The organism is Pseudarthrobacter chlorophenolicus A6 (genome assembly GCF_000022025.1).
GTDB classification, from domain to species: Bacteria; Actinomycetota; Actinomycetes; order Actinomycetales; family Micrococcaceae; genus Arthrobacter; species Arthrobacter chlorophenolicus.
In genome coordinates this window covers 1,328,872-1,341,941 of record NC_011886.1, presented here as the reverse complement: position 1 = coordinate 1,341,941, position 13,070 = coordinate 1,328,872, and the positions used below count along the sequence as shown (strand labels likewise).

Annotated in this window: 13 protein-coding genes; all 13 read right to left on the bottom strand. The window is 66.5% G+C overall.

The genetic code is table 11. From position 1 onward, the window contains the following. Window positions 1-76 precede the first annotated feature (76 nt). Entirely contained in the window at window positions 77-706 is a 630-nt protein-coding gene (locus ACHL_RS06120) for a MazG nucleotide pyrophosphohydrolase domain-containing protein (protein ID WP_015936433.1), read from the bottom strand. Window positions 707-764: 58 nt separating this feature from the next. Continuing rightward, window positions 765-1,901, bottom strand: a complete 1,137-nt coding sequence (locus ACHL_RS06115) for an adenosine deaminase (protein WP_015936432.1) — start codon at window positions 1,899-1,901, stop codon at window positions 765-767. A 39-nt stretch (window positions 1,902-1,940) separates the two neighbouring features. Further along, a complete protein-coding gene (locus tag ACHL_RS06110) occupies window positions 1,941-2,669 on the bottom strand; it encodes a DedA family protein (RefSeq protein WP_015936431.1) in 729 nt (242 codons plus the stop codon). 238 nt (window positions 2,670-2,907) lie between these two features. Beyond that, on the bottom strand, window positions 2,908-3,537 hold the full coding sequence (locus ACHL_RS06105; RefSeq protein ID WP_015936430.1) for a DedA family protein: 630 nt from the start codon (window positions 3,535-3,537) through the stop codon (window positions 2,908-2,910). A 6-nt stretch (window positions 3,538-3,543) separates the two neighbouring features. Next, window positions 3,544-4,875: a thymidine phosphorylase gene (locus tag ACHL_RS06100; RefSeq protein ID WP_015936429.1), complete on the bottom strand. Its 1,332-nt coding sequence runs from the start codon at window positions 4,873-4,875 to the stop codon at window positions 3,544-3,546. Then, window positions 4,872-5,273 (bottom strand): cytidine deaminase, encoded by a 402-nt coding sequence (locus ACHL_RS06095; protein WP_015936428.1) that lies wholly within the window; start codon window positions 5,271-5,273, stop codon window positions 4,872-4,874. Before ACHL_RS06095 ends, ACHL_RS06100 begins: the two co-directional genes overlap by 4 nt. Window positions 5,274-5,278: 5 nt before the next feature. Continuing rightward, complete coding sequence (locus tag ACHL_RS06090; RefSeq protein ID WP_015936427.1) at window positions 5,279-6,601, bottom strand: ABC transporter permease; 1,323 nt, start codon at window positions 6,599-6,601, stop codon at window positions 5,279-5,281. Then, a complete protein-coding gene (locus tag ACHL_RS06085) occupies window positions 6,598-7,986 on the bottom strand; it encodes an ABC transporter permease (protein WP_015936426.1) in 1,389 nt (462 codons plus the stop codon). The genes ACHL_RS06090 and ACHL_RS06085 overlap by 4 nt, the downstream gene beginning before the upstream one ends. Then, window positions 7,979-9,553: an ABC transporter ATP-binding protein gene (locus ACHL_RS06080; protein ID WP_015936425.1), complete on the bottom strand. Its 1,575-nt coding sequence runs from the start codon at window positions 9,551-9,553 to the stop codon at window positions 7,979-7,981. The genes ACHL_RS06085 and ACHL_RS06080 overlap by 8 nt, the downstream gene beginning before the upstream one ends. 176 nt (window positions 9,554-9,729) lie before the next feature. Next, the gene (locus ACHL_RS06075) at window positions 9,730-10,836 is read right to left on the bottom strand and encodes a BMP family lipoprotein (protein ID WP_015936424.1); all 1,107 of its coding nucleotides are present in this window, start codon (window positions 10,834-10,836) and stop codon (window positions 9,730-9,732) included. Window positions 10,837-11,093: 257 nt separating this feature from the next. Continuing rightward, complete coding sequence (locus tag ACHL_RS06070) at window positions 11,094-12,113, bottom strand: NADP-dependent oxidoreductase (RefSeq protein WP_015936423.1); 1,020 nt, start codon at window positions 12,111-12,113, stop codon at window positions 11,094-11,096. Further along, window positions 12,110-12,541 (bottom strand): organic hydroperoxide resistance protein, encoded by a 432-nt coding sequence (locus ACHL_RS06065; RefSeq protein ID WP_015936422.1) that lies wholly within the window; start codon window positions 12,539-12,541, stop codon window positions 12,110-12,112. The genes ACHL_RS06070 and ACHL_RS06065 overlap by 4 nt, the downstream gene beginning before the upstream one ends. Window positions 12,542-12,615: 74 nt before the next feature. Beyond that, a complete protein-coding gene (locus tag ACHL_RS06060; RefSeq protein WP_043794537.1) occupies window positions 12,616-13,050 on the bottom strand; it encodes a MarR family winged helix-turn-helix transcriptional regulator in 435 nt (144 codons plus the stop codon). Window positions 13,051-13,070: the final 20 nt, after the last annotated feature.

The following is a 13,070-nucleotide window of genomic DNA, read 5'->3' as shown; positions in this document are numbered from 1 at the left end:
AAAACTCGACGTCCTCGTCAGGAAACAGCGTAGTCGAGAGTGGTGGAGGTTACGGAAACCTCACCACCCGCGGACGTCATGATGGTGCCGGGTTGGGCGCCGCCGGGTTGCCGCCGGTGCCCTGCTGGTATTGCCACACGGCGCCGCGGAGGGCGCGTTCAGCGTCGAATCCGCTGTCATGGGCGGAGCGGACGACGGCGAAGAGCAGCTTTCCGAGGTCCTCCTCCGTCGCGAAGGTTTCGACAAGCTCAACCACCGGGGTGACGGGCTCAACCACCGGTGGCGCGGCTACGCCGGCCCTCGCAGCCCGGTCCAGCGACTTCTGTGCCCTGGCGAGGGCCGGCAGCGCCTGCGGAATACCTTCGAACGGGTCCCGCCGCCCAGGCTTTTCGGCCCGCTTGACCGCGTCCCACTTCTGCACGATCTGTTCCACGGTGGCGGGAAAGCTGTCCTGCAGGGTGCCGTCCGGGCGGAAGACGTGCGGGTTGCGGCGGATCATTTTGGCGCCCAGGCCGCGCGCGACGTCGTCGAACGTGAACGCGCCGCGCTCCTCCGCCAGCCGGGCGTGGAGGACCACCTGGAGCAGGACGTCGCCCAGCTCGCCAAGCAGCTCACTGTCCGGGTGCCCTTCCTCGATGGTCTCTGCTACCTCGTAGGCCTCCTCGAGGAGGTATTCCACCAGCGATGCGTGGGTCAGGGCACCCATCCACGGGCAGTGCTCCCGCAGCTGGGCGATGACCGTTACAAGCCGGTTTACCGGGGTTTCACCCAAGGTTGGCGTAGGCGTCGTTGATGTACTCCACCAGCGCTTCCTTTTCCTCCAGCGGCAGGAAGGCGGCTTCGGCCGCGTTCAAAGTGAGCTCCAGCAGGTCATCGAGGTCGTAGTCGAACGTTTCCACGAGCAGCTCGAACTCATCCGTCAGGGTGACGCCGCTCATCAGGCGGTTGTCCGTGTTGATGGTGACGTTGAAGCCCAGCTGGTACAGCATGTCCAGGGGGTGGCTTTCGATGTCCTCACCGAAAGCAGCGATCGCTCCGGTCTGGAGGTTGGACGAAGGGCAAATCTCCAAGGCGATGCCGCGGTCACGGATCCAGCTCGACAGATCGCCCAGCGTGACCAGGCCCACCGTGTCCTCGGATTCGGAGTCCTCGTCGAATTCCACCGTGACGTCCTCGGCGATCCGGACGCCGTGGCCCAGGCGCAGCGCGCGGCCGTCCACGAGGGCCGACTGGATGCTGTCCAGGCCCGCCGCTTCGCCGGCGTGGACGGTGGCGGGGAAGTTCTGCTCTGCCAGGTAGGTGAACGCGTCCCGGAAGCGGGACGGCAGGAAGCCGTCCTCGGCTCCGGCGATGTCGAAACCGACCGCGCCCTTGTTGCGGTGGCGGACGGCCAGTTCGGCGATCTCCTGGCCGCGGTCGGCGTGGCGCATCGCGGTGATGAGCTGCCCCACCTGGATTTCGCGGCCGCTGTCGCTGACTGCCTCGACGCCCGCTTCGAGGCCTTCCTGGACCGCTTCGACTGCCTCGTCGAGGGTGAGGCCCTTCTGGAGGTGCTGCTCCGGTGCCCAGCGCACCTCGCCGTACACCACGCCGTCGTCCGCCAGATCCTCGACGAACTCCTTCGCTACCCGGACCAGGCCTTCGTGCGTCTGCATCACGGCCACCGTGTGGTCGAAGGTTTCGAGGTAGCGGACCAGGGACCCGGAGTCCGCGGACTCGCGGAACCATTCGCCCAGGGCCACGGGATCGGTAGAGGGGAGCTGGTGGCCCACGGCCTCCGCCAGTTCGATGATGGTGGCCGGACGGAGTCCGCCGTCCAGATGGTCGTGCAGCGACACCTTCGGCAGGCTCTTCAGGTCGAAATCGATGGCAGGGGCTTCGTCAACAATAGGCTCAGTCACGTTCCCACCTTAGGGTGGGGGCCGGTTCAATGCCAGCCGCTAGGCGGCGGTGGGGCCGCCGTCCTTTGCCGCCGGGGCGAGGAATGCCGGACCGCCGGTTGAGCTGTCCCTGGCACCGGAGGGGCCGCCGTCCAGCCAATCGTCCACTTCCGTGGCATCCTTGCGGGCCAGGTGCTTGTGCCACCAGCGCAGCATGTGGTCCAGGAGGACGCCCAGGACGATGGCGAACACCACGGCGATCCCGGCGCTCAGCAGCGGGTTGTGGTGCAGCCAGGGGAACGAGCTGGCCAGCAGGCCGATGCCGATGGAGTAGCCCACCCAGGTGAGGCAGGCGAAGGCGTCAAGGACGAAGAAGCGCCGGTGGCCGAACCCGGTGCTTCCAGCCACATAGTTGACCGCCACCCGGCCCCAGGGAATGTACCGTGCCGTGAAGATCAGTACCGCGCCGCGCTTGTCCAGCTCGTAGCGCGCCCAGCTGAACACCTTGCGGACCTTCGGCCGGCGCATCCACTTCCACCGGTCCAGGCCGATCTTGCGGCCCAGCATAAACGCCATGTTGTCCCCGGCAATGGCGCCGATCAGCGCGGTGGTGCCGAGGATCCACAGGTTGGGTTCGCCGCTGTGCCGGGAGAACGCCGCCAGGGCGACGATGAGGGTCTCACTGGGGACCACCATCGCGAAGCCGTCAACGAAAAAGAACACCAAGAGGACGGGGTAGATCCACCATTGGCCCGCTGCATGGAGCACGGCCTCATTAATAAACTCCACGCAGTCTTGCTCCTAGACAAAAATGCCGCTGCCATAGCGGCGCAGCCAAAGCGGAAATCGTTCCTAAGTGTCCCACGGCAGAGGCGTCGTTCGCTACGCCCCCGCCCCGGGAACACCACTGCAACACTATCCCGGCAGCGGGTGCGGCGGCGTCGTCCCAGCGGCTGATTTTGGCTCCGTCCGGGTCTCCTCCCCCGGGTGGAGACGGGGGTGCCGCGGACGCTCCCTCCGGCCGGAATCAGGCCTCGGGTTCGCGGATCCGATCCACGACGTTGGGCTTGCCCCGGAGCTTGTTGATGGCCAGGTCCACGACGATGCCCAGCGCCACCGCGCAAACGATGGCGATGGCGGCTCCCAGCAGGTGGTTCTCCTCGAACCACTGACCAAAGAACAGCCCGATGCCCACCGAGTAGGCCGCCCACAGGACGGCGGACAGGCTGGTGAGGCCGACGAAGCGCAGGTGCTGGTAGTGGGTTGCCCCGGCGGTCAGGTTGACGGCGACGCGGCCGATGGGAACAAAGCGCGCCACCAGGATCAGCGAGGCAGGGCGTTTGCGCAGTTCCGCGCCGGCCCACCGGAACGCTCCCTGCATGCGCTGGCCGCGCATCCAGGCCCACCGGGTGGTGCCCACCTTCCGGCCGATCAGGTAGGCGATGTTGTCCCCGGTGAACGCGCCCAGCGCAGCGACGGCCATCAGGACGTACGGATTGGGGACGTCCGCCGTGGCGGCCACGGCCGCGAGGCCCACCACGACGGATTCGCTGGGGATGGGAGGGAAGAAGCCGTCAATGACGCAGCAGGCCAGGACGAGGAGCAGAACCCAGGGTTGTCCGGCTGCGGCGAGGATGAAGTCATTGATGGCCTGCATAGTTTTCTATGCTATTCGGTCGATGATCAACTGCTGTGCCGGCCGGGACCCCTCCGGTGCGATGACCGCTGCGTGCTCCAGCGCTTCCTTTGCCCTGTCGAAGCGTTCGGGGGTGTCCGTGAGCAGGGTCATCAGCGGTTCACCTGCCCGGACCAGTGCGCCCGGCTTGGCATGCATGCGCACCCCTGCGCCGGCCTGCACCGCATCCTCCTTGCGGGCACGTCCGGCGCCCAATCGCCAGGCGGCCACGCCCACGGCGAGGGCATCCAGTTCCACCAGGACGCCGTCGGCGGGAGCGTAGAGCACCTCTGACTCACGGGCCACCGGCAGCTTCGCGGCGGGGTCACCTCCCTGGGCACGGATCATCCTGTTCCAGACGTCCATGGCGCGCCCGTCCTTGAGCGCAGCGGCCGGATCGGCGTCGCGCACTCCCGCGCAGGCGAGCATTTCCTCGGCGAGCCTGACCGTCAGTTCGACGACGTCGGCCGGGCCGCCGCCCGCCAGCACCTCCACCGACTCCTCGACTTCAATCGCGTTCCCGGCGGTCAGGCCGAGCGGGGTGCCCATGTTGGTAAGCAGTGCCACCGTGTTCACGCCGGCGTCCTGGCCCAGGGCCACCATGGTCTCCGCCAGCTCGCGGGCCTTTGCCTCATCCTTCATGAAGGCGCCGCTGCCCACCTTCACATCGAGCACCAGGGAACCGGTGCCCTCGGCGATTTTCTTGCTCATGATGGACGAGGCGATCAGCGGGATGGCCTCCACCGTGCCGGTGACGTCGCGCAGGGCGTACAGCTTCTTATCGGCCGGGGTCAGGCCTGCCCCGGCGGCGCAGATGACAGCGCCCACGTCCTGGAGCTGGGCGAGTATTTCGTCGTTGCTCAGGGACGCCCGCCAGCCGGGAATCGCCTCCAGCTTGTCCAGGGTGCCGCCGGTGTGCCCCAGGCCGCGGCCGGACAGCTGCGGGACTGCAACGCCGAATACCGCCACGAGCGGAGCCAGCGGCAGGGTGATCTTGTCTCCCACGCCGCCGGTGGAGTGCTTGTCCGACGTGTATTTCAGGCCGCCGTCGGGGCGACGGAGGCTGGAGAAGTCCATCCGTTCGCCGGATGCGATCATCGCGGCCGTCCAGCGCGCAATCTCGGTCCGGTCCATGCCATTGAGCAGGATGGCCATGTTCAGCGCGGCCATCTGCTCATCCGCGATGACGCCGCGGGTGTAGGCATCGATGGTCCAGTCGATCTGCTCCGGGCTCAGCGTGCCCTTGTCCCGCTTGACGCGGATGATGTCGACGGCGTCGAATGCTTCGGCAATGCTGTCCGTTGCGCGGGTCTCTGTCATCGGGTTTCCTCCAGGTGTTCGGGACCGAAGGCGTCAGGAAGGACCTGGTCCATGGTCTTGATTCCTTGGGTGGTCATGAGCTCCATGTCCGGAGCGCGGAATTCGTAGAGCAGCTGCCGGCAACGGCCACACGGCATCAGCACGTTGCCGTTGCCATCCACGCAGTAGAAGGCACGGAGGCTGCCGCCCCCTGTCATTTGGAGGTTGCCCACCAGGGCGCACTCGGCGCAAAGGGTCAGGCCGTAGCTGGCGTTCTCCACGTTGCAGCCACTGACGATCCGGCCGTTCCCGGTGAGGGCCGCAGCCCCCACCGGGAACTTGGAGTAGGGCGCGTAGGCCTTGCGCATGGCGTCGACGGCGGCAGCCTCCAGCGCAGGCCAGTCAACAGGGTTTCCCACGCCGGTCAACCCTTGACGTACGGTATGCCGCTGGCCGCCGGCCCCCGGGACCTGCCCACCAGGCCGGCAACGGCCAGGACAGTCACCAGGTACGGGAGCATGGCCATGAACTGGCTGGGAACAGGGGTTCCAATGATGGTGACGATGCTCTGCAGGTTGTCGGCGAAGCCGAACAGCAGGGCAGCGAAGAAGGCTCCGATGGGGTTCCACCTGCCGAAGATGAGTGCGGCCAGGGCGATGAACCCGCGGCCGCCGGAGATCTCCTTGGTGAAGCTGTCGATGGCCACCAGGGTGAAGAACGATCCGCCGATTCCGGCCACGGCACCGCCCAGGGTGACGTTCCAGAAGCGGGTGGCGTTGACGTTGATGCCCAGGGTGTCGGCGGCCTGGGGGTGCTCGCCCACGGCGCGGACCCGCAGGCCCCAGCGCGTCTTGAACAGGCCTACCCAGACGACCAGGACGGCGACGTACATCAGATACCCCACCAGGGACTGGCGGAACAGGATGGGTCCGATGATGGGAACCTCGGACAGGACGGGGATCTGGATGATGTCCAGCCCCGGCGGGGAGTTGTACCGGGCTTTGTCTTCCTGCATCACGGTGCTGAAAAGGAAGCCCGTGACGCCGGAGACGAGGACGTTCAGGACCACGCCGACGATGATCTGGTTGACCAGGTACTTGATGCTGAACAGGGCCAGCACCATGGATACGACGGCACCGGCAACCGCCGCGGCTGCCAGGCCGATGAAGGGGTTCTGGGTCATGGTGGCAACGATGGCGGCGGTGAAGGCACCGCCCAGCAGCTGGCCTTCGATGGCGATGTTGACCACGCCCACCCGTTCGCAGAGGACGCCGGAGAGAGAACCGAACACCAGAGGCACGGCCAGGGTGACCGAGCCGGCGATGAGGCCTGCCAGTGAGATGCTGGGGGTGCGGGCGCCGCCCACCACCCAGATCAGGAAGGCGGCCACGAACAGGACGATGAAGGTGACGGTCAGCCAGCCGGGGGCAGGGCGTCCCTTGGTCTTGAGGTAGACGGCGTAGGCAGCCAGGGCCAGGAGCAGCACCGACAGCACGATGCCGCCGGCAAAGGCGTTGACCTCCAGTGCCGGCAACTGGAAGAAGTCGCTTCCGGTGGAAATGCCGAAGCTGGCCGTCTTGTTGGGGCCGAGGAGTCCGAAGAACACGAGGGCGATCAGCCCGAAGGCGGCCAGCAGGACGGGGGTCTTCCAACTCACCGGCTTGGCGGAGATGGCTGCCGCGCCGGTGTCCGCCGCGGCGTTGTCCGGCTGCGGGTTGCCCGGCCGGGATGAAACTGTTGTGCTCATGCTGCACCTCCGGTGGTGGCTGCCTTCGTGGACTTCGCGGCGCGGGCGGGCTTCTTCCGCCGCGGGTTGAGCCCGAAGACGGCGCGCACCAGCGGCGGCGCGGCGATGAAGAGGACGATCAGCGACTGGACCACCAGCACGATGTCGATGGGGGTGCCGGTCTGGATCTGCATCTGGACGGCTCCGGCGCGGAAGGCGCCGAACAGGAGCCCGGCTGCGAAGGTGCCCCACGGCGTCGAACGTCCCAGCAGGGCGACGGTGATGGCGTCGAAGCCGTAGGTGGCTGCCACGCCGTCCGTGAGGACTTTTTCGGTGCCGGCCACCTGGGCCACGCCGGACATGCCGGCCAGGCCGCCCGCGATGGCCATCACCAGGATGGTGGAGCGGGACACGTTGATGCCGGCGGTCTGGGCAGCTTTGGGGTTGGCACCCACGGCACGGAACTCAAAGCCGACGGTGGACCGGTTCAGGAGCCACCACACCAGGACGGTGGCACCGATGGCGAGAACGAAGCCCAGGTGGAGCCGGTACTGGCTGCCGAAGATCTGCGGGTAGACGGCGGACGGATCCAGGATGGGTGAGATGGGGTTCGACTCCCCCGGGCGCTGGAAGGCCGGGGTGTTCAGCAGGTACCGCAGGAAGTACAGGGCGATGTAGTTGAACATGATGGTGAGGATGACCTCATGGGCGCCCGTGCGGGCCTTCAGCACTCCGACGAGGCCGCCCCAGAGCGCGCCGCCGACAATGCCGGCCACCAGGACCAGCAGCAGGTGCAGGCCCAGCGGGAGGTGCAGTGCGAAGCCAACCCAGGCGGCGAGGATGCCTGCCACGATGATCTGGCCCTGGGCACCGATGTTGAAGAGCCCCGCCCGGAAGGCAAGCGCCACGCCCAGGCCGGCGGTGATCAGCGGCGTGGCGATGGTGAGGGTCTCCATGAACGGAGCGAACTGGGCTGCCACACTGTTGCCGCGGGGGTTGAACACGGCCCCCTGGAACAGCGCGATGTAGGAGCGGGTGGCGGCGTTCCAGACGGCGGTCAGGAAATCGGCGGGGCGGGCGAAGAAGTAGCTGGCCGTGGAGGCCACCCGCGTGTCGGTGCTGGCAATGAGCAGGCCGCCGATGACGAGGGCCAGGAACACTGCCAGGACGGACACCATGCCGCTGCCGGTGAAGATCTTGCGGAGCAGTGTGTCGGGGCCGCCGGGCAACTGGCCGCTTTGTGCGCTGGCAGGCACGGCCGAGGGCCCCATGGCGCCGCCCGCCGTGTCCACGGAGACGACGGCGGCGGTTTCCTCGGCGGCAAGGTTGGGCTGGTGCGGCTTGGCAGGCTGGGTGTCACCCTGCCCTTCGCCGGCAGGGAGTTTGGGGGGTTGCTGCTCAGACATGGTCGCCTCCCTCGGCGTCGGAGGTGGGGGCCGGGCGGCTGGCCGCCGGCTGCGGTTGGGCTTGTTCATCCGGGTGGATTCCGGCCATCATCAGGCCAAGGACGTCGCGGCCCGTACCGGCGGGAACGATGCCCACCAGCTTGCCCTTGTACAGTACGGCGATGCGGTCAGCGAGTTCCATGACCTCATCGAGTTCGGTGCTGATGATCATCACCGGGGTGCCCTGGTCGCGTTCGGCGACGATGCGGCGGTGCAGGAATTCGATGGAGCCGACGTCCACGCCGCGGGTGGGCTGGGACGCAATGAACAGGCGCAGGGGGCGGGAGAGCTCGCGGGCCATCACCACCTTTTGCTGGTTGCCGCCGGAAAGTGTCCCGGCGGCTGCCGCTGCGGAGGGTGTGCGGACATCGAACTCTTCGATGCGGGCTTTGGCGTTTTCGAGGATCCTGGCCGGGCTCATGCTGATGCCCTTGGCGTAGGGAGGTTTGTCGTAAAGGTCCAGGACCAGGTTTTCGGCGACGGAGAAGGTTCCCACCAGGCCGTCCACCTTGCGGTCTTCGGGGACAAACCCGACGCCGGCTTTCAGGACGTCCTTGACGGACCGGCCCAGGAGTTCCTTGCCGTCGAGGGTGATGGACCCGGACACCCGGTCCTGCAGTCCCAGGATGGCTTCGGTGAGCTCGGTCTGGCCGTTGCCCTGGACGCCGGCGACGGCCAGGATTTCGCCCCGGGCGATGTCGAAGCTGAGTCCGTCCACCACATGCTGGCCGTTGTGGGCGATGACTGTCAGGTCCCGGACCTCGAAGGTTTTCTCCTGCGGCTTCGCGGGGGCCTTTTCGAGGGTGAGGCTGACGGCACGGCCCACCATCATCGATGCAAGGTCCGTGGTGGAGGCCGAGGGTTCTGCGGAACCGACCACCTTGCCGCGCCGGATCACGGTAATGGTGTCCGAGACTTCCTTGACCTCACGCAGTTTGTGGGAAATGAAAACGATGGAGGTGCCGCCGGCCTTGAGCTGCCGCATGATGTCCAGGAGTTCGTCGGTTTCCTGCGGGGTGAGGACGGCCGTGGGTTCGTCAAGGATGAGGACCTTGGCGTTGCGGACCAGGGCCTTGATGATTTCAACCCGCTGCTGGACGCCGACGGGGAGGTCTTCCACCAGGGCGTCGGGATCGACGTCGAAGCCGTACTGGTCCGAGATTTCCCGGATCCGGCGCCTCGTTTCATCAAGGTTGAGGAAGCCCGCCGCCTTGGTGGGTTCGGCACCCAGTGCGACGTTTTCCGCGACGGTGAACACCGGGACAAGCATGAAGTGCTGGTGCACCATGCCGATGCCGGCGGCCATGGCGTCACCGGGGCCTCGGAAGGAGACGGGTTTGCCGTCGATGAGGATTTCGCCTTCGGACGGTTCGTACAGTCCGTAGAGCACGTTCATCAGGGTGGATTTACCGGCCCCGTTTTCGCCCAGCAGGCAGTGGATCTGGCCGGATTCAACCACCACGTCGATGTGGTCGTTGGCGAGCAGGGTCCCAAAGCGTTTGGTGATGCCTCTGAGTTCAAGTTTCAAAACTCTGACCAATCTCGAAGCGCCCGGTGATCGACCGGGCGGGATATGTGGCTGCAGCTCCAGCCTAGTGGGTGCAGCAGTCGGAGAACCGGGCGGTGGCCCGAAAAAGGGATGCCAGCAAAAAGCGCCACTGCCGGCCTGTCAGGGACGGGCCGGCAGTGGCGCCAAGTGCGGGGTCAGGCCTTCGGGCTCGCGTCGGATTCGACCTTCAGCTTGCCGTCCACGATGTCCTTCTTGATCTGGTCCAGTTCGGACTTCAGGTCCGCGGGAACCTGGGAATCGAAGTCGTGGAACGGTGCCAGCTGCACGCCGTCGTTGGCGAGGGTGCCAACGTAGGGGGTGTTGCTGAACTTGCCGTCCTTGTCTTCCTTCACCACGGTTTCCACGGCCTCGCCCATCTGCTTCATGACCGAGGAGAGCATGATCTCCTTGTAGTCCGGGGCGGTGAGGAAGCCGTCGGAGTCAACCCAGATCAGCTTGACGTCCTTGCCGGCATTCTTGGCTTCCTGCAGGGCGGCGCCTGCACCCTTGCCCACGGGCCCGGCCACCGGCATGACGATGTCGGCGCCCTGGTCCAGGAAGTTCCGGGTGAGCTGCTTTCCGACGTCCTGCTTTTCGAAGTCGCCGGTGAAGCTGCCGTCCTGGGCATCCTTGTTCCAGCCAAGGAGCTTGACGTCCTTGCCCTTCTTCTCGTTGTAGTACTTCACGCCGTCCGCGTAACCGTCCATGAAGATGGTGACGGTGGGGATCTTGATGCCGCCGAAGGTGGCCACGGTCCCCGTCTTGGTGGTGCCTGCGGCCAGGTAGCCGGCCATGAAGGCCGCCTGCGCGGTGTCGTAGATGATCGGCTTGACGTTGCTGATGGGGGTCTCGTAGCCGAAGTCGATGATGGCGAAGTGGCTGTCAGGGTTGGCCGTGGCCTGCGCCTTGGTGGCGTCACCCAGCAGGAAGCCGACGGTCACGGTGAGGTCGCAGCCTGCGGTCACCATGGCGCGGAGGTTGGGTTCGAAGTCGTTGTTGGTCTTGGATTCGACCTGGTTCACCTTGATGCCCAGATCCTTTTCGGCCTTCTTCAGGCCTTCGTAGGAGGACTGGTTGAAGGACTGGTCATCGAACCCGCCGGAGTCGGACACGATGCAGCCGGTGTAGTCACTGGCACCGGCGGACGAGGTGCTTCCCGGTTCCGGGGCTGCGCCGCAGGCTGTCAAAAGAAGGGCCGAGGCGCTGACGGTAGCCAGGCCGGCCATAGAACCGCGCTTCATGCGTGCACGCAGTGATGTCATCAAGATTCCTCCAGGATGCGAGAGTGGCGCTACGGCACGAATTCAATGAGTGTCCGTTTCTGCACTGAAATTCTGTTGTCACTGATGCCCGCAGCATGCGCCGGAGCGCACTGATGCCATCACTTTAGTGGCCTGCGCCACGTCCCCCTAGCACGCTGGCACCTGTTCCCGGAGATTGTTTACAAGTTGTTACCAAGCAGTAGGGGTGCCGCGGATCCGCGGCACCCCTGGTGCTTGGTGAGGTTGGAGCTTCGGCCCTACAGGCGGACCAGCATCTTGCCCGTGTTGGCGCCGTCCAGCAGGTCCATGAAGGCTTGCGGTGCGTTTTCCAGCCCGTCCACTACTGTCTCGTCGTAGCGGACGGCACCGCTGGCCAGCCAGCCGGCCATCTTTTCGGCGAACTCTGCAGCGTGCTGGCGCTGGCCGCCCACCAGGAAGCCGCGCAGGGTCAGCTGCTTGCCGATGGCCTGCATGAGGTTGTGCGGGGCGGGGGTGGGTTCGGTGGAGTTGTACTGGGCGATGGCTCCGCACATGGCCACCCGGCCGCCGACGTTCAGGACGGACAACGCTGCTTCGAGGTGTTCGCCGCCCACGTTGTCGAAGTAGACGTCGATGCCTTGGGCGCCGGCGGCCTTCTCGAGCTGCTCACGCACGGGGCCGTCGTGGTAGTCGAAGGCCGCATCGAAACCGAGCTCGAGGAGCCTGGCCACCTTGGCGGGCGAGCCCGCGGAGCCGATCACACGGGTAGCGCCCATGGCCTTGGCGATCTGACCCACGAGTGAACCGACAGCACCGGCGGCGCCCGAAACGAAGACGGCGTCCCCTTCTTTGAATTCGGCCACTTTGAGGAGGCCCGCGTATGCGGTGAGGCCGGTCATGCCCAAGGCACCCAGGAACGCCGAGGCGGGGGCCAGGTCGGTCCGGGCCGGGGAGGCCGTGCTGCCGTCAACCACGGCGTATTCGCGCCAGCCGAGGGCATGCACGACGACGTCGCCTTCCTTGTGTGCCTCGGAACGGGACGCGATGACCTCACCCACGGCGCCGCCGTCGAGCGCTTTGTCCAGCGCAAAGGGCGCGGAGTAGGACTTGACGTCGTTCATGCGGCCGCGCATGTAGGGATCCACGGAGATGAAGAGGTTCCGGACCAGGATCTGGCCCTCGCCCAGCTCGGGCAGCGGCGACTCGGCCAGGCGGAAGTTCTCCGGGACGGGCCGGCCCACGGGGCGGGAGGCGAGCTGGATTTCGCGGGTTGCTGCGGGAAGGGTGGTGGTGCTCATGCTGCGTACTCCAAAACTTTGAGTTCGACGGTGATGTTGCCGCGGGTGGCGTTCGAGTAAGGGCAGACCTGGTGGGCTTTGGCCACCAGGGCTTCGGCCGTTGCGAGGTCGAGGGCGGGGAGGGCGATTTCCAGTTCGGCGGCGAGGCCGAACCCTGCCCCGTCGTCCAGCTGGCCCAGGTGGACCTTGGCGGCGACGGCGGAATCGGTCAGGTCGGCGCGCTCCTTGCGGCCCACCAGGCGGAGCGCCGAATGGAAACAGGCGGCGTAGCCGGCAGCGAAGAGCTGCTCAGGGTTGGTGCCCTCGCCGCTGCCGCCGAGTTCCACCGGGCTGGCGAGGCCTACTTCGAGCTTTCCGTCATTGGACCGGGCGCTGCCGTCCCGGCCCTCGCCGGAGGCAAGCGCTTCTGCTGTGTAAAGGGTCTTCACGTGGATGACCGCCCTTTCATGGTTGGTGTCTGGGTAAATTCTTGGACTCGCGGGAGCGTTGTGGCCGGGCAGCTTCAGACCGCGTCGTGGAGGGCGGCGGTGAGCTTGCTGAGGGTTCCGCGCAACTGCTCAAGCTCTCCGGCCGTCAGCCCGGCGGCGTCGGCCAGTCGCTGGGGAATGGCTCCGGCCTTGCTGCTCAGGTCCTTCCCGGCGGGCGTCAAGTGGACGGCCACGCGGCGCTCGTCATCTCCGGAGCGGCGGCGTTCCACCAGGCCCAGCGCTTCGAGCCGCTTCAGCAGTGGGGACAGCGTTCCCGAGTCGAGGCCGAGCTCTTGGCCGAGGTCCTTGACCCCTCGCGGCTCGTCTTCCCACAGCACCAGCATGACGAGGTACTGGGGATAGGTAAGTCCCAGTTCCTCCAGCACGGGCCGGTAGACGGCCGTGGCGGCACGGGAAGCCGAGTAGAGGGCGAAACACACTTGCCGGTCGAGGCGGGGAGCATCAGTCACAACCACAACAGTAGTCCACA

Bases quoted from the DNA above. Each gene is read 5' to 3' on its own strand.
- ACHL_RS06120 (WP_015936433.1), bottom strand. From the start codon at position 706: ATGGGTGCCCTGACCCACGCATCGCTGGTGGAATACCTCCTCGAGGAG.
- ACHL_RS06105 (WP_015936430.1), bottom strand. From the start codon at position 3,537: ATGCAGGCCATCAATGACTTCATCCTCGCCGCAGCCGGACAACCCTGG.
- ACHL_RS06100 (WP_015936429.1), bottom strand. From the start codon at position 4,875: ATGACAGAGACCCGCGCAACGGACAGCATTGCCGAAGCATTCGACGCC.
- ACHL_RS06090 (WP_015936427.1), bottom strand. From the start codon at position 6,601: ATGAGCACAACAGTTTCATCCCGGCCGGGCAACCCGCAGCCGGACAAC.
- ACHL_RS06085 (WP_015936426.1), bottom strand. From the start codon at position 7,986: ATGTCTGAGCAGCAACCCCCCAAACTCCCTGCCGGCGAAGGGCAGGGT.
- ACHL_RS06075 (WP_015936424.1), bottom strand. From the start codon at position 10,836: ATGACATCACTGCGTGCACGCATGAAGCGCGGTTCTATGGCCGGCCTG.
- ACHL_RS06070 (WP_015936423.1), bottom strand. From the start codon at position 12,113: ATGAGCACCACCACCCTTCCCGCAGCAACCCGCGAAATCCAGCTCGCC.